Origin of the sequence: Vitreimonas sp. (assembly GCF_035627415.1) — a bacterium.
Lineage (GTDB): Bacteria > Pseudomonadota > Alphaproteobacteria > Caulobacterales > Aquidulcibacteraceae > Vitreimonas.
Genome location: NZ_DASPLU010000032.1, coordinates 1 through 21,572, shown reverse-complemented (window position 1 = coordinate 21,572; position 21,572 = coordinate 1). Strand labels below are relative to the sequence as shown.

Genomic DNA, 21,572 nt, shown 5'->3' with positions numbered 1-21,572 from the left:
ACTTGCTCATGGCGCGGGCAGAACCACATTTGAGCGGAGGTTGAAGGACGAGAGCGATGTACAGGAGTCGAATTGATCTGCCAGACAACACGCGCAAGGCGATGATCTCGGCGCTGAATGCCCGGCTCGCCGATGCGCTGGCGCTGCGCATGATGCTGAAGCAGGCGCACTGGAACGTGAAGGGAGCGAACTTCATCGCGCTCCACGAAATGTTCGATCAGATGCACACGCGCGTCAGCGGTTTCGTCGACGAGATCGCCGAACGCGCGGTCACCTTAGGCGGCGTCGTCGATGGCACGCCGGCGGCGGCGAACAATTCGAAGCTCGAAGCCTATCCGCCCACGATCACGGCGCAGGAGGAGCATCTGAAGGCTCTTGCCGATCGCGTCGCCGCGTTCGGCAAGCTCGTCCGCGAAGGCATCGACGCCGCCGATGAAGCCGGCGACAAGGATACGGCCGACCTCTTCACCGCGGTGTCGCGGCAGATGGACATGGACCTCTGGTTCCTGGAAGCGCACCTGCAATAGAGAGCGCCGCGCTGCCTCAGGCGCGCGCCTGCTCCTTCACCGAGTCCGTTTCGCCTGCAAGAAGCGCGCGCGCTTTGCGTTCGAACTCCGCGAGGTCCAGGGGCTTGGCGATGTAGTCGTCGGCGCCGCAGGCCATGTAAATGTCGCGCTGGCCCTTCATGGCGCTCGCGGTGACGACGATGATCGGCACCCTGGCGTAGGGCGCCTTTGAAGCCCGGATGTTGCGGATGGCCACATCGCCGGGCATCACCGGCATGTGGATGTCCATCAGCACTAGATCGTAGTACGCCGCCTCCAGGCACTCGATCGCCTCGGCGCCGTTCTCGGCTTCGGTGAGCTGCACGACGCCGGCCTCATGCAGCACTTCGCGCATCAGCAAGCGGTTGGTCTCGTTGTCTTCCACCAGCAAGATGCGCGCGCCGGCCAGCCCGCCGCTACGCTGCGTAGCAGCGGGTTCGTTGGTCTTGGCGTAGGCGGCGGCTAGCTTCGACTCGAGCGGCAGCACGAACCAAAAGGTAGAGCCATGGCCGGGGATGCTCTCGACATCGATGGTCCCCTTCATGATCTGCACCAGTTCGCTGCAGATGGCGAGGCCAAGGCCGGTGCCGCCGTGCTTGCGCGTGCTGGAGCCGTCGACCTGGCGGAAGCGCTCGAAAATCTTCGCCTGCTGATCGGGTGGAATGCCGGGACCGTTATCGGTGACCGAGAATTTCCAGCCGGAGCGTCCGGCATGCTCGATGGAGAGCCGTACTGCGCCGTCGTCGCTGAATTTCAGCGCGTTGCCGAGCAGGTTCACCAACACTTGGCGGACGCGATCGGCGTCGCAGAACAGCAACGTCTCGTCAGCTTGCGGCGGCAGGTCGAAGTCGAGGGTGACGCCCTTCTGCAGCGCGACGCCTTCGACGGTCTCGAGCGCCGAGCGGGCAAGCTCAGCGATCGTGGTCCAGTCGGCGTCGAGTCGCAGCATCCCGGATTCGATCTTCGACAGATCGAGAATGTCGTTGATGATCGAGAGCAGGCTGCGCGCCGAGCTCAGGATCGTGTCGGCGTAGCGGCGTTGCTTTGGATTGAGTTCGCTCCGCTGCAGCAGCTGGGCCATGCCGACGACGCCGTTCATCGGTGTGCGCAGCTCGTGGCTCATATTGGCGAGAAACTGCGACTTGAGGCTGCTGGCCTGATTGGCCGACTCCATCGAGCGGACCAGATCGTCGATGTCCTGCGTCGCGACGATGCGCCGGGCGGGCTGGCCAGAAGTGTCGACGACGCCGCTGACGAACACGCGATGCCAGCGATAGGCGTCGTGCTCGACGTCCTTGATGCGCGCCATGACGGTAGCGGAATCGCCGCGCTTGGCCATGTCGACGGCGACCTCCACTTCGGGGAGGTCTTCGGCGTGGATGGCGGCGGCCAGAACCGCTGAGGCGTTCGCCAATGTCTGCCCGATCGGCAGGCCAAGCAGCGAGCACATGACCGGGGAAGCGTGGGCTTCATCGGTTGCGAGATCGATGTCGCACAGTGATATCTGGGCGGCGGTTTTGATCGCCTCGGCGCGCTCTTCAATCACCTTCAGCTGCCGCACCATCTCCTTGAGCCGAAGATTCTCTTCGCGAAGCCTGCGGCCCAGCAGGTGATCCATCATCGTGGTTATGACTTGCTGCATATGCCGCGGTCCGCCTGGCGCTGTCTCGCGTAGGACGCTATGGGCGCGCTGGTTTCTCAGTTGTTCACGACGTTCGGCGAATTGCAGCTCAAACGCAGCGCCTTATCGAGCGTTTAACTTCCGCGGCGGCACTGTCGACGCGGAGACGAAGAGCCGATGCAGCCCAACGTGCTTGTGGTGGACGATAATCCCGTCAATCAGCAGCTCATCCAATGGGCGCTCGAGGATGTCGCGCAGGTGTACGTCACCGCGGATGGCCGCGAAACCGTCGCCCAGGCGCTTTCGCTGAAGCCCGAGATGATTTTTCTCGATCTGATGATGCCGGGTTTCTCCGGCTTCGATGTGATCGAGCAGATGCGCAGCCAACAGCCGGAACTGCTGCAGCGCACGATCGTGATCAGCGCGCAGGACGACCGCGAAACGCGAAATCGCGTGACCACGGCCGGCGTCGCCGGATTCCAGAAGAAGCCGCTCGAGATCGACGACGTGCTGCGCCTGTTCAACTCGACCGTAATTCGCTAGCGCACGGTTGGGGCTTTGCTTCAGGTCCGACACAGCTGGTTTTACGGCGTGTTTAGAGGCGAGCCTGCACGCTCGACGGGAGTGTTTACATCGCCCGAGTGGATGAAGACCAAAGTCGCATGTTTACGCTGAACGGCTCCGACAAAGCCCGTCTCAAGCAGATCATCGCCGCCGGCGGGCTGCGCGATCTCAGCGACGTGCTGCGGATCTCGATCGAGCCGGTGCGTATCGAGGACTCGCCTCGCTGGCTCGATTACCTGCAGCGCAGCAAGGACGCGGTCGTCGAGTGGGCGCGCAATCTCTGCGGTGACGAGAACATCGTGCTGCTTGAGCAGGGCGTGCTGACCGTGATCCGCCATCCCGCGACAGCGCTGGAAGCGGCGGACCTGCGGCTCTTGCTCATGACCTATCTGACCGATCGGCTGAGCGGCAACGAAGTGCTGCCTATTGAGAAGCTCGTTATGCGCGACTTGCCGCCCGAAGCGGCGGCAAAATGGCTGGCGTCGGCGGCCGTCAGTCCAGAGCCAGCCGCCGCCTCGGTCGCGTGCGCGCCGCCGCAACCGCCGGTGCAGGAGCGTGCGCGCGTCAAGTACGAAGAGATGGAAGACGAACTCGCGGGCGCGCTCTCCTTCCGCTTTGACGCCGTCGTGCGCGACGCGGGAGAGGTGGCCTGGTTCGTCAGGGCCCTGGGCGCGCATGCGGCGTTCCTGGAGCTGCGTGACTATTGCACGCCCAGCAACGAAGCAGCCGACGTCGATCTTGCGGCGATCCAGGAGGCGGCGAACCTCGCGTTCCGTGGCCTGAAGCAGAAGGGCAAGCCGCCCGCCTGCGTGCTCTTCCCGGTCAACATCAACAATCTCAGGCTCTCGCATCTGCGTGCGAAGATATTGTTTGAACTGCGGCAGGTGCCCAAGCCGGTATCGCGTCTGATGGAGCCGGTGCTGGTGCGCTGCACGCCGGGCGTGCCGCAGGCGGCGTACTTCGACGCTTCGCTCTATCTGCGGCCGTTCTTTCAGACGATCTGGACCTACGCGCCGGCCGATCGCGATCCGAAGGCGTTCGTCTGGCCGCAAATTCAGCTGGGCGTGCTGGTCGATCTCGCTTCCAGCGACGACCAGCGCGCGCGTTCGCGCTTAGCGGACAGCTGGCGCAACGAAGCGTCGCGGCGGCGGCTGCCGCTGTCGGTGCTGTCGCAAGGAAGCTGCGAAACGTCAGCTCTGGCGCCCGCGCGCGCGTGAGCAGCGTCGGCCGCCGGCGAGACGCCGCAGATCACGGATTGTCGTGCACCTCGACGTCCGGCCGGTCGTCGCCGTGGGAGATTTCGTCGTGCCAGCGTCCGCGCGCGTCCTCCCAGGAGATACCGACCGTCTCGCCCGGCCGCATCTGTTCCAGCGCCGCGCGCTTGGCGGCGTTGTAGGCGGCCTCATGCGTCAGGAACGATTGCGAGATCGTATCGCCCAATCGGAACGCCCAGCCGTGGTCGTGCTCGATGATTTCATAGACGATCTTGGTCATGCGAATGCGTCTCCTTCTTGAAAGGTGGAACGCGCCAAGCCGGTGGCAAGTGCCGCTTCTACGCTTATCATCGCCGCGTGCAGAGTCGACATCACACGGAGCGTCACCGCCTTGCCCGCGCCGGCTGGCTGCGCGCGGCTGTGCTGGGCGCCAATGACGGCATCGTCTCGACTGCGAGCCTCGTCATTGGTGTTGCGGCCGCCGCTGCGGCGAAGGACGCGGTGCTGGTCGCCGGTGTGGCCGGCCTGGTCGCGGGCGCGATGTCGATGGCGGCGGGCGAGTACGTTTCGGTGAGTTCGCAGGCCGATGCGCAGAAGGCCGACCTCGCACGCGAGCGCGCGGAGCTGCGCGAGCAGCCGGAATTCGAACTGCAGGAGCTGAGTGAAATCTATATCGCCCGCGGACTCGCGCCCGAGCTCGCGCGCGAGGTCGCGCAACAGCTGACGGCGAAGGACGCGCTGGCCGCCCACGCCCGCGACGAGCTCGGCATTTCCGATCTGGCGAAGGCGCGGCCGGTGCAAGCGGCGCTCGCCTCGGCGGCTGCATTCGCGACAGGCGCTGCGCTGCCGCTGGCGGTGGCGCTGCTCTCGCCGGCGGCGATGCTCGGGCCTTACGTCGCCGCTTCGGCGCTGGTCTTTCTCGCCTTGCTCGGCGCCACCGCCGCGCGCGCCGGCGGCGCGAAAATGGTTCGTCCGGTCATGCGCGTCGTCTTCTGGGGCGCGCTGGCGATGGCGATCACCGCCGCCATCGGCACGGCGTTGGGCGTCGCGGTTTAATTTTTGTAGCATCGCGCCATCTATTGCGGCCGCGCAGCAATCGTAGTTGCATGGGACAAATTTCTCGGGGTGGAAAATGGGGCCGAGAGCAACGATCACCGCGGCAATAGGCATGCTCGCGATCCTGGCGGCAAGCGGTTTCGTGTTCTGGCAGGCTGGTCTCGGCTTCCACGCGTGTCGGGTCGATGACGATATCTCCCTCGGAGACCGAACAGCCGTTGCCCAGGCAAGTGTCGAGTTTATTGAACTCGTCCGCGCGGGCGAAACAAGCGCCGTGTTCGAGCGAATGTCGAGAGCCGGACTGGAGAGCACCGAAAGAGCCGCTCTGCTCAACATCGTTGAAATGACGATCTCTGCTCCGGGCGGTGAGTTGGAGACTCGACGCACGTACAGTCTTCATTCGATTGGCGCTGCGCGCGGTTATGCCCCGTGCAGGGAAGACGGAGGCATGGCCTTCGTTGCTCGAGGCGGCGGGTTTCACACGATGTTTGCTGTCGTCGCCGAGCCAATCGACGGCGCGGAGCGCTCGTGGAGTTTCTGGTTCGAGCGCGAACGGGGCGTCTGGCGTGTGCGCGGCGTGCATGTCGGAGTAAGCGAGGTCGCCGGTCGAGATGGCGCGGAGCTGTGGGCGCTGGCCGAGGAGCAGCGGCGGCAAAATCAGGTGTTCAACTCAACTCTCCTTTACGACATCGCCAGCACGGCGCTCTTTCGCGGCCAATTTCTGCATCCGGCCGAAGCCGAAGGCTTTGCCCGAGCAAGACAAATGTGGCGTCGCCATCAGGATGTTATTCAAGCGCGGTTTCATGTTGGCGGTCAGGTGTTTCCGATCGCCAACATGAGCGCCGTAGGTACAGGCGATGGGTCGCTCGTGCTTGTGCTCGACCAGGCGCTCGATTTGCCGGTGACGGCGGCGGAGGCCGATGAGAAGAACCGGGCGCTGATCGACGGCATGAATGCCGACCGACCGGAGTGGCGCGCGGTTTTCGACGCGATCGCAGTCGGCTCGCCCACTGGGCCTAACCGGGTGTGGCGCACAGTGTATGACGGCGCACAAGGTTATTTGCCGCCGCCCGACGAGATCATTAGGCTCTAGAACTGCGGCTGTTCGATCTGCTTCTTCAGCTCTTTCTTGACGATCTTGCCGTTGGCGTTGCGCGGCAGCGTCGTCGGCCAGAAGATCACTTCGACCGGCACTTTGAAGGCGGCGAGCTTCTGCGCCACGTGGTGGCGCAGCGCTTCGCTGCTCACGTTCATGCCCGGCTTCAGGTGCACGACCGCGATCGGCTCTTCGCCGAGCGTCTGGTGCGGCTTGCCGATCACGGCGGCGTCCATGATCGCCGGGTGTTCGTAGATCGCGTTCTCGACTTCGACGCAGTAGATGTTCTCGCCGCCGCGGATCAGCATGTCCTTGGCGCGGTCGACGATGTAGATGAAGCCTTCCTCGTCCATCTTGGCGAGGTCGCCGGTCTTGATCCAGCCGTCGATGAATGTTTCCGCCGTCGCTTCCGGCTTATTCCAATAGCCGCGCACGACGATCGGACCCTTGTACCAAAGCTCGCCCACTTCACCGCGGGCCAGCTCCTGGCCGTTCTCGCCGATGATCTTCGCTTCGCCCGTCGGCGCCGGCACGCCGGTGGAGGAGGGCTTGCGCTCGTAGTCTTCGGCGACGTTGGAGACCGCGGTGGCCGCGGTCTCGGTCATGCCCCAGCCTTGGCTCGGCGACGACCCAGGCCAACGCGCCTTGATGCGCTTGACCAGTTCCGGCGCCGCCGGCGCGCCGCCATAAGCGACGCCCTCGATCGAAGAGAGATCGTATTTGTCCACGTCAGGGTGTTCGAGCACTTGCCAGGCGATCGTGGGCACGCCGCCGAAATGGGTGACGCGCTCCTTCTCGAACAGCTGCAGCGCCTGGCCGGCGTCGAACTTGCGCTGCATCACCAGTTTGTCGCCGCGCATCAGCGACGGGATCATCACCGCAAAGCAGCCGGTGGCGTGGAAGAACGGCACCGAGATCAGGAACGACTTCTGCGGCAGCGACGGATCGGGCTGCGGCGGCGCTTCGCCGCGGCGCAAGAACGCGCGCGCTTGCGCCGAAGCGCCGTTCCAGATGTTGGAGATGATGTTGCGGTGGGAAATCACCGCCCCCTTCGGGTGGCCGGTCGTCCCTGACGTATAGAAGATCGTGACGTCGTCATCCGGACCGCGCTGCGGGAAGTCTTCGAGCCCGGCCGGCGGCGTGAGGCCGGCCCAATCGTTTGTGCCGCCGATCACGCTTTCGAGCCGCGCGAGCGCCGGATCGGCGCTCTCTTCCGGCATGCGCGAGACGTAGATTTTCTTGACCGAAGGGCAGTTCGGCAGGTGCTCGCGGATGCGCTCATAGCGTTCATGATCGACGATCAGCACCGAAGAGCCGGAATCGCAGATGCCGTATTCGAGCTCGGCGCCGGTCCACCAGGCGTTGAGCGGCGTCACGATCGCGCCGGCCAACACGCCGGCCCAGAACGCAACCGGCCATTCCGGCACGTTGCGCATGATGATGGCGACCCGGTCGCCCGGCTTCACGCCGTCGGCGATCAGCTGACGGGCGAGCGCCGCCGCAGCGGCCCGGAGACCGTTGATCGTCGCCCGCTCGTCCTCGAACACGAGGTGGTCGCGCGGGCCGAACGCTGCGGAAAGAGCGAAGATCGCGTGCAAGGTCGGCGGCGCCGCCTTCCAGACCTTCATCTTGACGCCGCGCACCTCCGCTTCGCCGGTTTCGAGGAGCGTGCCCGGCTGCGTCAGCAGCGCGTGGGCCTGCTCGATCGACATGGCTGGAAAAGCGGGCTTGGCGGCCGCGTCGGTCATCAAAGTCCTCCCGCACGTCGCGGCAAAGGCGCCGCGCGCGTCATTTTTGGATTTTGCTGTTGAAACACGTTGCGCGTCCGGCATCAACAGGCGGTACGGACAGAACTTTGCCGAAATTTAATGGTGCTTGTTCCGTGCGCGCGCCTGGGTAAGCATGTGCTGGTCCTAGGCGGGACGGGAGGACGCGCTGATGGCGTTCAATTGGAAAGCGCTCGCAGAGCGCCTGGATCCACGCAAGCTCAACTGGGGGTGGGTGGCGCCGGCGCGCGATTGGGTGGTCGCGAACAAGACCACCGTTCTCTCGACCTCGATCGCTTTGCTCATCGGCCTCTGGGGCGGCGCCGTGCTCGGGCGCGTTTCGACCGGCGCGCCCGCGTTCGATTTCGCCCAGCTCGGCTCGATCGGCGCCGGCGAAACCGCGCGCAACGCCAACGCGCCGCGCGCGGGCCTGCCCGCTGTCGAAGGCATGGCGTTCGTGCGTCTGCGCACCGAGATGAACGCCGCCGAGCCGCGCGCGTGTCTCGAATTCTCGCAAAACCTCTCGACCGATGCGAGCATCAACTACGCCGACTACATCGTCATGGATCCGGCCGTCCCGTACCAGACCGATGTCTCGGGCAATCTCCTCTGCCTCGGCGGCTTGCCGTTCGAGCCGGAGCGTCAGATCACCATTCGCGAAGGCCTGCCGTCCGCGTCGGGCGAGCGCACCGAATTCGACGAAACCTTCATGCTCACGTTCGGCGATCGGCCCGCTTATGTCGGCTTCGCCGGCGGCGGCGTGATCCTGCCGCGTTCGGAAGCCGACGGCATCGCCATCGAAACCGTCAACGTCTCGCGCATCGGCGTCGAGGTGCTGCGCGTGCCGGACCGCATTCTGTCGCAGTACACGGTCGATCCGGGCGAGATCAACGAAGAGGGCGGCTGGGGCTATTGGGGCTTCAACAGCGCTGGCGAGGACGTCGGCGTTCAGGTCTATGAAGGCGAAATCGACGTCGATACCTCTGTGCGCAACAGCGCGGTGACGACCGTGTTCGCGCTCGGCGCGGCGCTCAATGAACTGCGGCCTGGGGCGTACGTGGTGAAAGTGCGCGATGCTTCGCCGAGCGCCGGCCAGCGCGGCGAGAGCGAGAACGAAAGCGTCGCCTCCGCCTATCGCTGGATTCTTTACACCGACATGGCGCTGCAGAGCTTCTCCGGCGCCACCGGCCTCGACGTCGTCGTGCGTTCGCTGCGCACCGCGCGGCCGATGGGCAACATCACCGTCACGCTGATCGCGCAGAACAACGAAGAGCTCGCGCGCACCCGCACCGATGCCGACGGTCGGGTCCATTTCGCCGACGCGCTGGTGAACGGCGACGGCCCGGCGCGCGCTCGTTACGTGATGGCCTACGGCGCCGAAGGCGACTTCGCGGCGCTCGACTTGCAACGTCCGGGGCTCGATCTCTCCGATCGCGGCGTCGACGGCCGTTACGCGCCGGGCGATGTCGATGCGTATCTCTACACCGAGCGCGGCATCTATCGCCCCGGCGAGCGCGTGCGCTTGATGGGCCTTATCCGCGACCAAGTCGGCCGCGCCATCTCGAACCGGCAATCGACCCTCGTCGTCTATCGTCCGAACGGCACCGAATGGCGGCGCATCCGCATGACGGAGGCGGAAGCTGCCGGCGCCGTCGCCAAGAACATCGACCTCGACCGCGGCGCGCCGCGCGGGGTTTGGCGCGCGAGCTTGCTGGTGGACGGCCAAGAGCAGGCGGCCGGCGAAGTCAGCTGGTCGGTTGAAGATTTCGTGCCGCAGCGTCTTCGCGTGCAGATCGAGGCGAACGAGCAGGTGCTGCGCCGCGGCCAGTCGCGGCCGATCAACGTGCAGGCGGATTTCCTCTACGGCGCGCCGGGCTCCGGCTTACCCGTCGAAGCGGAAGGCCGGCTGATGGTCGACCCGACGCCGTTCCCCGACTTCGACGAATACAGCTTCGGCCGCAGCGACGAGAGTTTCGACGAACGCATGTTCCAGCTGCCGGGCACCGTCACCGACGGCCAAGGCGCCGCCCAGCTGTCGCTGCAGCTGCCGGACGAGCCGGAAACGACGCTGCCGCTGCGCGCGCGCGTGATCGCCTCCGTCGCCGATCCGGGCGGGCGTCTCGTGCGCGAGAGCTTCACCGTGCCGGTGCGGCTCAGCAATCTCTATCTCGGCCTTGCGCCGCAGTTCGAGAACCGCCGCGCCGGCGCCGGCGAGCGCGTCGCCTATGACGTCATCGCGCTCAACGCCGATGGCCGGCGCGTCGCCGCACGCGGCGTGCAATGGCAGCTGGTGCGCGAGGATTGGAGCTACGACTGGTATCTCGATAATGGCGCGTGGCGTTGGCGGCGCACCGGGCGCGACATCCCGGTCGACGGAGCGACCGTCGATGTGCCCGCGAACCAGCCGCTGCGCATCGCCAAGGACGGGCTGCGCTCGGGCTCGTATCGCCTGATCGTGCGCGTCAATGGCGCAGAAAGCTCGGCCCGCTTCGGCGTCGGCTGGGGCGGCCCGGCCGACGATGATGCGACGCCCGACATGGTCAGCGTCGTGCCGCCGGAAAATCCGACACGGCCCGGCGCGCGTGCGCGGGTGCAAATCCGTCCGCCCTATGCCGGCGAAGCGCAGATTGTCGTCGCCACCGATCGCGTGATCGAAAGCCGCACCGTGCGCGTCTCCAGCGAGGGCACGACGATCGATCTGCCGGTCAGCACCGAGTGGGGCTCCGGCGCCTACGTGCTCGTCACGGTGATGACCCCGCGCGATCCGGTGAACCTGCCGGTGCCGCGCCGCGCCATCGGCGTGGCGTACGTGCCGGTCGACATGGGCAACCGCACGCTCGAGGTCTCCGCCGGCGAGGGGCTGCAGAACGTGCGTCCGCGCACTACGGTGAACATACCGATTCAGGTGCGCAACGCGCCGGCGGGCGAACGCGTGCGCGTCGCCATCGCCATGGTCGACGAGGGCATCCTCAACATCACCAAATACGAGAGCCCGAATCCGGTCGATTATTTCTTCGGCCGCCGCGCGCTCGGCGTCGAGATACGTGACGACTACGGGCGCTTGCTCAACCCGAACCTCGGCGCGCCGGCGACGCCGCGGCAAGGCGGCGACAGTCTGGGCGGGGAGGGGCTGACAGTCGTGCCCACGCGCACCGTGTCGCTCTTCTCGGACATCGTCGAGGTCCGCGGCGGCCGCGCCACGATTCCGCTGACCATCCCCGACTTCAACGGCACGCTGCGGCTGATGGCCGTCGCGTGGAGCGAAAGCGCGGTCGGCCAGGACGCCGAGCAGATCATCGTCCGCGATCCGGTGGTCGCCGAGCTGATCCTGCCGCGTTTCCTCGCGCCGGGAGACCAGGCTCAAGGCACGCTCAACATCGATAACGTCGAAGGCCCGAACGGCGCCTACACTGTCACCATCGGAGGCAACACCGCTGCGCGCATCGCCCAACAGCCGCGGCGCTTCCAGCTCAATCGCGGTCAACGCCAGACGGCTTTGATCCCGATCAGCGGTGGCCCGCTCGGCGTCGGCGAGATCACGCTTCGGCTCGAAGGTCCGCAAGGCTTCACGCAGGTGGAGCGCACCTACGACATCCAGTCGCGCGCGCCATTCATGCCGATCACGATCACAAGCACCGAACCGCAGGCGACGGGCGTCTCATGGCGCGCGCCGGCTGATGCGCTGGCGTCGTTCCAGCCGTCTGGCTCGCAAGCGCTCATCTCGTTCAGCAATCTCGCCGGCCTCGATCCGGCGCCGATTCTGGATGAGCTCTACCGCTATCCATACGGCTGCTCCGAACAGCTCGTCTCGATTGCGATGCCGCTGCTCTACTACAACACGCTGGCGCAGGAGGCGGAGCGCGCGCGCGATCCGCGCATCACGCGCCGGCTGCAGGAGACGGTGACGCAATTGCTCGATCGTCAGGCGCCCGATGGCTCCTTCGGCCTCTGGCACGCGGGCGACGGCTATGCGAGCCCATGGCTCGGCGTTTACGTCACCGACTTCCTCTGGCGCGCGCGCCAGCAGGGCTACGCCGTGCCGCGCTCGTCGATGCAGCAGGCCTACAACGCGCTGCGCCGCATCGCTCGGCTCAACGACTTCGGCTCGGTGAACTACCAATTCGAAGTCTATCGCTGGCCGGGGTCGAACGACTCGACCGAGCTGTTGCGCTCGCGTTCGGCGGCGTACGCGCTCTACGTCCTGGCGAAAGCCGGCGAGGCCGATATCGGCCAGCTGCGCTACTTCCACGACAACCGCCTGCGCAACGAACCTTCGCCGTTGGCGCGGGCGCAGATCGCGGCGGCGCTGGCGCACATGGGCGACCGCGCCCGTTCGCGCAACGCGTTCCGGATGGCGGAGCAGGCGCTCGGCTATCGCAATGTCGGCGATTGGTACCAGACGCCGCTTCGCGACACCGCAGGCGTGCTCGCGCTTGCCGCCGAGGCGGGCGAGACCGAGTTGGTCGATCGCCTGCGCCGCCGCATCGAACGCGACGCGCCGGATGCGGACCAGCTGATGACGCAGGAGCAGGCGCAGCTGCTGCTCGCCGCCAACGCGCTGCTGCAACGGGCGGGACCAGTGAACGTCTCGCTCAACGGCGAAGAGCTGCGGGAGCGGCGCGTCATCGTGAATGCGCAGCGCCTCGCGGCGGGGCTCGTGTTCCGCAACAACGCGCGCGGCACGGTGTGGCGCACGCTGCAGCTCTCCGGCGTTCCGCGTGAGGCGCCGCCGGCGATGCAGGCGGGCTACACGATCGACAAGACCATCTTCCGCATGGATGGCACGGTGGCCGATCTCAATTCGATCCGCCAAGGCGATCGGGTGGTGATCGTGATCTCCGGCCAGCCGGAAGGCGCGCGCAATTATCCGACCGTGCTGGTCGATCTGCTGCCCGCAGGGCTCGAGATCGAAACGGTGCTCAGGCCGGAAGACGGCGCGGGCGGTACGAGTTGGGACGGCACGACGCGCAACGGCCCGTTCGCGTGGGTCGGCGCCATCAGCTACGCCAACGTCGCCGAGGCGCGCGACGATCGCTTCGTCGCATCGTCCGACCTGCGCGGCTCCTATCGCTACGCCTACATCGCCCGCGCCGTCTCGCCCGGCCGCTACACGATGCCGGCGGCGCAAGTAGAGGACATGTACCGCCCCGGCGTGATGGCCCGCACCAGCACCGGCAGCATCACCATCGCGCCGAGAGGTGGGTGAGCACAGTGACCAAGCGCGGACCGTCGTGGTTTTGCGCACCCTCCCCCCTTGCGGGGGAGGGCAGGGTGGGGGGGCGTTCCGACGAGCAGACGCCTGAGCGTTTGCATCGCCCCCCGCCCCCCGGCCCCCTCCGCACAAGGGGGAGGGGGAGATGAAACGCGGCCCGCGTCTCGCGTTGCCGCTAACATCACGCGGCAAACGCATCGCCAGCGTGCTGCTCGCGTGCATGCTGACGCTGTTCGCGCTCGATCAGATATTCCCGCCGCCGCTCGCGCGCGTGCGCGATGTTTCGCCCGTCGTGCTCGACCGCAACGGCGAGTGGCTGATGGCGTTCACGACCCGTCAGGGCGCGTGGCGCCTGGAAGCGCGGCTCGATGAGATCGATCCGGAATTCCAACGGCGTCTCATTGCGATTGAGGACGAGCGCTTCTGGTTTCACCCCGGCGTCGATCCGATCGCGCTGGCGCGGGCGAGCGTCTCCTACGCGCGCCAAGGCCGCGTCACCCAGGGCGGCTCGACCATCACCATGCAGCTGGCGCGCCTGCTCGAACCGCGCCCGCGCACGATCCAGTCGAAGCTGATCGAAATCGTCCGCGCGCTGCAGATCGAGCGACGCTGGTCGAAGCGCGAGATTCTCGCCGCCTACCTGACCATGGCGCCTTACGGCGGCAATCTCGAAGGCGTGCGCGCGGCCTCCCGCGCCTACTTCCAACGCGATCCGCAATGGCTCGACGACGCCGAGATGGCGCTTCTGATCGCGCTGCCGCAAGCGCCGGAGGCGCGCCGGCCGGATCGTCACCCCGTGGCCGCCCGCGCCGCCCGCGACCGCGTGCTCGACATGTTCGTTGGCGCGGGGCTCATCTCGCAGCGCCGCGCCGCCGAAGGCCGGCAGAGCGCGATCCCAGCGCGCGCGCCGTTCCCGTATTCGGCGCCGCATGCGGCCGAAGCGCTGGTCGCGGCGCATCCGGGCGAGGGCGTCATCCGCTCCTCGCTCGACGCCACGCTGCAGCGCAATCTCGAAGCGCTGGCGCGCCGCCGCGTCGCCGGCTTCGACCGCGACACTCAGATCGCCATCATGGCGGTAGAGCTCGACGGCCGCGCCGTGCGCGCGCGCATCGGCGGCGCCGGCCGCGAGCGCGCCGGCGGCTATATCGACATGACGCGGGCGATCCGCTCGCCCGGCTCGGCGCTGAAGCCGTTCCTCTACGCCATCGCCTTCGACGAAGGCATCGCCGCGCCGGAAACACTCGTGCGCGATGCGCCGCGCCGCTTCGGCGGCTATCTGCCGGAGAATTTCGATCGCCGCTTCCACGGCGACGTCTCGCTCGAGGACGCGCTGCGCCATTCGCTGAACCTGCCGGCCGTCGCTACGCTCGAGCGCATTGGCGCGAACCGCTTCCACGCGGCGCTCCGCCGCGCCGGCGCCGACGTGCGCTTGCCGCGGCGCGCCATCTCCGAACCGGGCCTCGCGCTCGCGCTCGGCGGCGTCGGCATGCGGCTCGAAGACTTGGTGCAGCTCTATGCGGCATTGGGCGACGGCGGGCGCGCACGACCGCTGGTGACAGACGCCGTCGGCGAGTTCGCCTTCACCCGCCGCTTCGTGCGCGACGAAACCGCCGCCCGCGTGCTGGAAATCCTTGCGACCTCGCCGCATCCTGCCGGCCGCATCCCGGCGCAGGTCGCGCAAGGCGCGCCGCAGGTCGCGTTCAAGACCGGCACCTCGTACGGCTTCCGCGACGCCTGGGCGCTCGGCGTCTCGAACGGCTACGCCATCGGCGTCTGGGTCGGCCGTCCCGACGGCGCGCCGCGCCCCGGCGCCACCGGCCGCAGCGAAGCGCTGCCGATCCTGTTCGAAGCCTTCGATCTGCTCGGCGCCCCCAGCCAACCGCACCGCGCGCCGGAAGAGCGCGAAGCGGTCGCGCCGGCTCTGGTGCGGTTCGAGCGTGAAGAGCGTGAAGGCCTTGCGATCCTTTTCCCGCCCGCGGGCGCGGAAGTGCTGGTGCTGGATTACAGCGAAGACTCGCGTGGCTTGTCGCTCTCCGCCCGCGGCGGCCGCGCGCCGCTCACCTGGTACGCCGAAGGCGAGCGCGTCGAGACGGAGTCCACCAGCGGCCGCGCTATCTGGCGCCCGCGCGCGCCGGGCTTCTACGACGTCACCGTCGTCGACGCCGACGGCCAAAGCGCGCGCACGCGCGTGCGCATCCGCAACTCCGGATAGGAGGGCAGTTTGCAACTCGTAGACGTGCGCAACGCAATCAACACTCTTCTCACCTCGCGGGGGAGGCATCTTGAATCAACGCTGGCGCAGGTTGCCACAGATCATCCGACTAGAGGGACCGAGCGACTTTTGGTCGACGAGTTGAAGCGACATCTACCTCACGGCTCGGGTCAGTCTCTACGGAAGGTCAAAGGCAATTACCTCACACCGGGTCGCACGCGAGGCAGCCTGGATTATGTTTGCGCGCATGGAGACGATCTTGTTGGTTTTGAGTTCAAAGTCGTTCGCCTGCCCAGGAAAAAGCCGGGCGCCCTGTTCGATATTGGCCAATTGGGCGCAGATGCTGCTCGCTTGAGAAATTCGAAGTCGCTGACTGCCAGATACTTGGTGGCGTTTGTTTATGGTCCCTTGGTAGCGGACGCCTCGTCGCCGCGCTCTTTGTATCGAGCCTTTCACAACCACATGTTCGTCGACCATCAAACGGCCCTTGCGCGAGGAGAGATCAACGCGAAGTTCCGACATCACAGAGAATTTCGATCTCTCGGCTGGCATAAGGTTTGTGAATCATCTGCACGAACGCCCGCCCACGCGTGCGTGGTAAAATCAGGCGCAATCGGAGCAGTTGCAATTCGCCTGTAGACGCAAGGAGAAAGGCGCGGACCCGGGGGAGGAGTCCGCGCCTTGGCGCTGTCGTCGCAGCATGGGAGGGGTTAAGCGACGATCAGAGCAGCTTGTTGCAGATGCGCGTAGGCGACGGGCGCGAACAGCGCGGCGGCGGCGAGAACGGCGAGAAACTTTTTCATGGCGGCGTCTCCGAAAGTGTGTGTGGCCTCTTGCTTATGAGATGCCGCCGCCCATCGCCGCGGATGCAAATGATCGTAAAATTTCCCGCAGCGCGCGCACGCGTCCGACGCAAAAGAAGAGGCGCGGACTCTGGGGAGTCCGCGCCTTTGAAATGATCGTCGCGCTCTTAGGGGGCAGGCGAGACTTAAGCGACGATCTGGGCGGCTTGAAAAAGAACCGCGGCGGCGAGCGGGGCAAACAGAACGAACGCGGCGGTGAGAGAGCTCAGCTTGGTCATCTGGTAATGCTCCAAAGGTGTTTCGTGGGCGTTTGATTATGAGATGCCGCGCTGCGCTGTCTCGGATGCGGCCGTGGTGAAGAATTTCGTCGACGCGCAGCGTTCTCTTGTCGCGCAAAAACAAAGACGCGGACCTTGCGGGTCCGCGTCTTCTCCACGTCGTCGCGCGCGAGGGTGTTTTACGCGACGATCTGCGCGGCCTGCATCAGCAGGGCGGCAGCGCCCAGCGAGAGCAGAGTGAAAGCGGCGGCGAAGCTGATCATTTTGGTCATCTCTGTCTCTCCTCTGGTGTTTCAGCCCTATGCTTATGAGATGCCGCCGCTGCGGAGATTGGACGCGCGCCGATGCGATTTCTTCGCGGCGCCCCGCAGCGCGCATGCGCGCAAAACAAAAGCGCGGACCGGCGAAGGTCCGCGCTCTCGTCAGATCGTGGCGAGCTTGGGAGGATCAGGCGACGATCTGCGAAGCTTGCATCAGCGTGGCCATCGCGACGGGCGCGAACAGCACGAAGGCGGCGGCGATGGCGGCGGCTTTGGAAGCGAAGGTCTTGGTCATCTCGTATCTCCGAACTGGCGTTTGCGTCGTTTGATTATGAGATGCCGCCGGCCGCGGCGTTGGATGCGCGCGGTGGAGAATTTTTCCTGCGCGCGCTGCATGACTCGCCTGCAATTCTGCGCGGGCGTTCACGCGCGCAAAATGAAAAGGCGCGGATCCTGTTGGGATCCGCGCCTTCCATTAAGACCGTCGCAGGCGGGTTGGGGGATCAGGCGACGATCAAAGCGGCTTGGTTCATGGCGGCGAGCGCGGCCGGGGCGAAGAGAGCCAAAGCGGCGGCGATCGAGAAGAACTTGGTCATTTGCTTGCTCCCTTGCTGGCGTTGCGGCCTGTCTGAACTCTTGATGCAGCTAACCTAGCGATTGGATGCACGGGCTGCTGTGACGCGGGTCACGCCCCGAAATGGGACCCCGCTTGGGTGCGGGCGGGGTCCCAGGCGAGCCCGAATCTCAGCGGCGACGCGGAGGCTCGGGTGGAGCGGGGGGCGCCGGCGCGCGGGGCGGCGCGGGCGGGCGTTCGAAGCGGATGCGGCCGTCGCCATTGGCGTCGCTGGCGTCGAAGAAGCGCAAATGCTGAGCGCGGAATTCCTCGCGCGAAAGCGCGTCGTCGCCGTTGAGGTCCGCCTCTTCGGAATTGGCCATCAGCATCATGAACATCGGCGGACGCGGCGGCAGCGGCGCGACGGCGGCGGCCGGCGGCGTCGGCGGCGTCGGCGCCAGCGGCGCGAGCGCATGATGATCGTCGCCATCGGCGCGGATGATCACCACCTCGCGCGAACTGTAGCGTTCGGCTTCGTGGGCGGCGCGATGCGCCCGGCGCTCGGCCTCGCGGGCGGCGCGTTCGGCTTGGCGCGCTTGCCGTTCGGCGTGGCGCGAGGCGCGTTCGGCCGCCTCCTCGGCGCGTTCCATCGCTTCTTCGGCCCCCTCCATCGCGCGTTCGATCTCGCGCTCGATCTCTTCGCGCTCTTCCTCCGTGAGGTCTTCGCCGCGACGGACGATCACGCGGCGGTTGCCGTGCTCATCCTCGAACTCGAACCGGTGCACGCCCGGGCCGTCGAAATCGAAGTCCACATCCGGCACGTCCACATCGACGTCGATGTCCGGCATGTCGACACGCACATGGATGTCCTCAAACGCCCGGCGATCGGCGCTGGTGAGGCGGCCGTCATCGTCGCTGTCCAGCTGCTCGAACACGCGGTCGGCCGCGGCGCTGGCTTCGGCGCGCGTCAGCCAGCCGTCGCTGTCGGCGTCGAAATTGATGTCCACACCGCCGTGGCGGATCACCGTGCGGGAGTGGCTCGTGTGGGCCGAGGCGGCCAGCGTCACCGCCGCCAGCGCCACGCCCAAGGTCAGCGCGAACTTCATGGTTACTCATCCCTCAAATTGGCCCGTTCGGGCTGATTGCGGGCTGGACCATGGGGCTGCAGCGTTTCCCCCGTACGTCAGCGCTGAAACATTGCCGAAATAGAGCGCGCGTATCTCTCCGGGCGAAATGACTGCGAAATCCGCTGCTTCCCGCCGCGCCTGGCCGGCGCAGGCTCTAGGGGCCGGCCCTGGGCTCGAATAACATGCTGGCCATGACCGACTCCGCCCAGCCGCCGCGCGTGCTGATCTGCGACGACGACGCCGCCATTCGCGAAGGCCTCGTTGAGGTGTTCGAGCGCGCCGGCTTCACCGCCTACTCCGCCGGCGACGTGGCCGCGATGGAGCGCCAGCTCGCCGCCAAGGGCGCCGACCTGATCGTGCTCGATCTGATGATGCCGGGGGAGGACGGGCTTTCGGCCTGCAAGCGGCTCTCGGGCAAGGGCCGCCCGCCGATCATCATGCTGTCTGCGCTCGGCGACGACGCCGACCGCATCGTCGGCCTCGAGATCGGCGCTGACGATTATCTCGCCAAGCCATGCAATCCGCGCGAACTGGTGGCGCGCGCCCGCGCCGTGTTGCGCCGCGGCCGCGACGCCGACACGAGCGCCGCCGAGGCCGTGCGCTTCGCCGGCTTCCGGCTCGATATCGCCCGGCGTGAGCTGCACGATCCGGATGGCGTCGTCATCCCGTTGTCGGCCGGCGAGTTCCGGCTGCTGCGCGCCTTCGTCGAGCGGCCGCAGCGCGTGCTCTCGCGCGAGCAATTGCTCGACTACGCCTTCGACAACGACAGCGACGTGTTCGACCGCGCCGTCGACGTGCAGGTCAGCCGTTTGCGCAAGAAACTGGAGCGCCGCGGTTCGCCCGAGATCATCCGAACCGTGCGCGGCGAGGGCTATCTCTTCGCTGTGAAGCCGACCGCCTGATGAACACGCGCCCCGGCCTTCCGATCGCGGCCTATCTGGGCGTGCTTGTGGCGCTCGCGCTGGCGGCGGCGTTCGTGGCGACGCTGGCGATCGTCATCTTCCTGCCGCCGCGTCCGCCCGACGTGCTGCGCGCCGACAAGGTCGCCGAGCACTTCCAGGAAGGCTACGACCACATGACGGCGCTCGGCCGGACGATGAACGAGCGCGGCGTCGTCTGGGAGGTGCGTCAGCAGCCGCCGGAGGAAGAAGAGTCGCACGAGCTGCGCATGACGCAGGTCGAATTGGCGCGCACGCTCGACCTGGAGTCGGATCAGGTCATCGCCTCGGCGGCGCATATCAAGATGGACGATTCCTTCGTCTTCCGCGTCGCCGACGTCGAGGGCCTCGCCGCCGGCGTGATCTCCGCGGAAGAAGCGGCGCGGATCGCCGAGGAAGTGCAGCGCGCCTACGAAGAAGCCGCGGATCGGGCCGAGGAAGCCCGCGAGCGCGCGCACGAAGCCGCCGAAGCGCGCCGCGAAGCGGAAATGGCCGCCGCCGAGGAGCGACTTGCGGAAACGCAGCACCGCCTGCACGCCCAGCGCGAACATCTGGAGGCGCTGAACGAAGCGCGCATCGAAGCGGCGGCGGCGCGGCAGGCGGCGATAGCTGAGGCGCGTGCGGCCGCGACTGCAGCGCGCCAGGCGCGCGCGGCCGAACGCCTCGCTGCGCGCATCGAACGGCGCGTGCGGGTGGAGAACGGCCAGGTCATCATCACCGAGCACCCCAATCCGGACGTCGATGTGGACGTCGATGTCGATTTCGATCCGGACGAGATCGAGATCCCCGAGATTCCGGACTTCGAATTTGAAATGGCGGAAGCGCCCGCGGCGCCGGCTGCGCCCGCGCCGCCCGCACGTGTCGCTCCGACGACGCCGGTCGCGCCGGTGCCGGCCCCACGCGTCGGCCGCGCAGCCCCTGCCGCGCCGACGCCGCCGGCGGCGCCGCCGGCCGCGCCCATGTATGCGCCGGCGCCGGCGGGCGTCTTGCTGATCTCCGGCTTCGAGTTCGGCGCGCAGCTGCCGGACGGGCGTTGGCTGGTGATGCGGCAAGGCCGCAACTGGGCTGAGATCGGCTGGATTCTGCGCGCCGCTGGCATCATCGGCGGCACGCTCTTAGTGCTCTCGGTGCTTGCGCTGTTGTTTGCGCGGCGCCTGACGCGGCCGATCCGCAGCTTCGCCGATGCGGTGCAGGCGGTCGGTGTGAATCCGCAGAGCGAACCGGTGCGCGAAGAAGGGCCGGAAGAGCTGCGCGGCGCCGCGCGCGCGGTCAACACGATGCAGGCGCGCCTGCGCGCGCTGATCGCCGACCGCACCAAGACGCTCGCCGCCGTCGCGCACGATATGCGCACGCCGCTGATGCGCCTTCGCCTCACCGCCGAGCACGCGCCGCCCGAGCAGCGCGAGAAGATGGCGCGCGAGATCGCCGAAGTGGAAGCTTTGGTGGCGAGCTTCATCGCCTTCGCCCGCGACGATCCGGCCGAAGAGGCGCGCGTGCGGCTCGATCTCACGGCGCTGCTGCAAAGCATCGCCGACGACAATCACGAAGCCGGCCGCAATGTGAGCTATGAGGGCGAAGAGCGCTTCGTCATCACCGGCCAATCGCTCGGCTTGAAGCGGCTGTTCACCAACCTCGTCGAAAACGCGTTGAAATACGGCGCCGCCGCACACATCAGTTCGCGCCGCGAGGACGGCGTCGTAGTCGTCGACGTCGCCGATGATGGCCCGGGCATTCCGCCCGATCAGCGCGAGAAGGTGTTCGAACCGTTCGTGCGCCTGAACGAGGAGGGCACGCGCGGCGCCGGCCTCGGCCTCGCCGCCGCCCGCTCGATCGCCCGCGCCCACGGCGGCGACATCGTCATCCTCGACGGCGAAAGCGGCGCGCTGCTGCGCGTGACGCTGCCGGGCTGAGCCGAAGCGCGATCGCCAAACAACGTGGATAGACGCGCGCTCTATCCCCCAATCTGAGTCGGGAATCGGAGCGCGCGGCTCCTGCCGCGCCCACGCGCCGAAGGCGCGTTTTGTCATTGCGCTACAAGGAAAAAAGCGCGGCTGCGCCACGCGGGCGCGGCAGGAGCCGCGCGCTCCGAGGCGCAAATCTTGTGCGATTCTATCCGACCGCTCCCAACCCGCCGTACAATGCTCCTCGTCTCGCACACGGGAGCTTTCGAAGACGTCCGAAACTTTGAGAGGTGCAAGACACGGTCGGTGGGAGTTGCCGGCGGGGAGTGAAACCGTCGGGTCCAGGTGAACGGAACGCCTGCCCACAGCACCGGCGAATTGGGAATGGAGCTAAGCCCCGAGACGCCATCCGTCGATGGCGGGTTG

Annotated in this window: 13 protein-coding genes; 9 read left to right on the top strand and 4 right to left on the bottom strand. The window is 67.0% G+C overall.

Annotation, left to right across the window (positions count from 1 at the left end):
- The first annotated feature begins 56 nt into the window (after positions 1–56).
- The gene (gene dps, locus VEA80_RS17690; RefSeq protein WP_325062108.1) at positions 57–527 is read left to right on the top strand and encodes a DNA starvation/stationary phase protection protein Dps; all 471 of its coding nucleotides are present in this window, start codon (positions 57–59) and stop codon (positions 525–527) included.
- A gap of 16 nt (positions 528–543) precedes the next feature.
- Here dps and VEA80_RS17685 read toward each other — a convergent pair whose 3' ends face one another.
- Complete coding sequence (locus VEA80_RS17685; RefSeq protein ID WP_325062107.1) at positions 544–2,187, bottom strand: ATP-binding protein; 1,644 nt, start codon at positions 2,185–2,187, stop codon at positions 544–546.
- Between the two features lie 156 nt (positions 2,188–2,343).
- On the opposite strand from VEA80_RS17685, the gene VEA80_RS17680 reads away from it, so the two are divergent.
- On the top strand, positions 2,344–2,709 hold the full coding sequence (locus VEA80_RS17680) for a response regulator (protein ID WP_325062106.1): 366 nt from the start codon (positions 2,344–2,346) through the stop codon (positions 2,707–2,709).
- Between the two features lie 119 nt (positions 2,710–2,828).
- Positions 2,829–3,947, top strand: a complete 1,119-nt coding sequence (locus VEA80_RS17675) for a hypothetical protein (RefSeq protein ID WP_325062105.1) — start codon at positions 2,829–2,831, stop codon at positions 3,945–3,947.
- A 31-nt stretch (positions 3,948–3,978) separates the two neighbouring features.
- Here VEA80_RS17675 and VEA80_RS17670 read toward each other — a convergent pair whose 3' ends face one another.
- Positions 3,979–4,224 (bottom strand): hypothetical protein, encoded by a 246-nt coding sequence (locus VEA80_RS17670; protein ID WP_325062104.1) that lies wholly within the window; start codon positions 4,222–4,224, stop codon positions 3,979–3,981.
- Positions 4,225–4,301: 77 nt separating this feature from the next.
- Between VEA80_RS17670 and VEA80_RS17665 the strand changes: the two genes are divergently transcribed.
- Together VEA80_RS17665 and VEA80_RS17660 are read left to right on the top strand one after the other, a co-directional pair.
- Complete coding sequence (locus VEA80_RS17665; RefSeq protein ID WP_325062103.1) at positions 4,302–5,000, top strand: VIT family protein; 699 nt, start codon at positions 4,302–4,304, stop codon at positions 4,998–5,000.
- Positions 5,001–5,112: 112 nt separating this feature from the next.
- Complete coding sequence (locus VEA80_RS17660) at positions 5,113–6,093, top strand: hypothetical protein (protein WP_325062102.1); 981 nt, start codon at positions 5,113–5,115, stop codon at positions 6,091–6,093.
- Here the strand turns inward: VEA80_RS17660 and VEA80_RS17655 are convergent.
- The gene (locus tag VEA80_RS17655; RefSeq protein WP_325062101.1) at positions 6,090–7,844 is read right to left on the bottom strand and encodes a class I adenylate-forming enzyme family protein; all 1,755 of its coding nucleotides are present in this window, start codon (positions 7,842–7,844) and stop codon (positions 6,090–6,092) included. The genes VEA80_RS17660 and VEA80_RS17655 overlap by 4 nt on opposite strands.
- 190 nt (positions 7,845–8,034) lie before the next feature.
- Here VEA80_RS17655 and VEA80_RS17650 point away from each other — a divergent pair, with 190 nt between their 5' ends.
- Entirely contained in the window at positions 8,035–13,068 is a 5,034-nt protein-coding gene (locus tag VEA80_RS17650) for an alpha-2-macroglobulin (RefSeq protein ID WP_325062100.1), read from the top strand.
- A 151-nt stretch (positions 13,069–13,219) separates the two neighbouring features.
- Positions 13,220–15,286, top strand: a complete 2,067-nt coding sequence (gene pbpC, locus VEA80_RS17645) for a penicillin-binding protein 1C (protein WP_325062099.1) — start codon at positions 13,220–13,222, stop codon at positions 15,284–15,286.
- Positions 15,287–17,371: 2,085 nt separating this feature from the next.
- On the opposite strand, the gene VEA80_RS17640 is transcribed toward pbpC, so the two are convergent.
- On the bottom strand, positions 17,372–18,286 hold the full coding sequence (locus tag VEA80_RS17640) for a hypothetical protein (protein WP_325062098.1): 915 nt from the start codon (positions 18,284–18,286) through the stop codon (positions 17,372–17,374).
- Between the two features lie 212 nt (positions 18,287–18,498).
- On the opposite strand from VEA80_RS17640, the gene VEA80_RS17635 reads away from it, so the two are divergent.
- Both VEA80_RS17635 and VEA80_RS17630 read left to right on the top strand, forming a co-directional pair.
- On the top strand, positions 18,499–19,209 hold the full coding sequence (locus tag VEA80_RS17635; protein ID WP_325062097.1) for a response regulator: 711 nt from the start codon (positions 18,499–18,501) through the stop codon (positions 19,207–19,209).
- Positions 19,209–21,155, top strand: a complete 1,947-nt coding sequence (locus VEA80_RS17630; protein ID WP_325062096.1) for an ATP-binding protein — start codon at positions 19,209–19,211, stop codon at positions 21,153–21,155. The genes VEA80_RS17635 and VEA80_RS17630 overlap by 1 nt, the downstream gene beginning before the upstream one ends.
- The last annotated feature ends 417 nt before the right edge of the window (positions 21,156–21,572 follow it).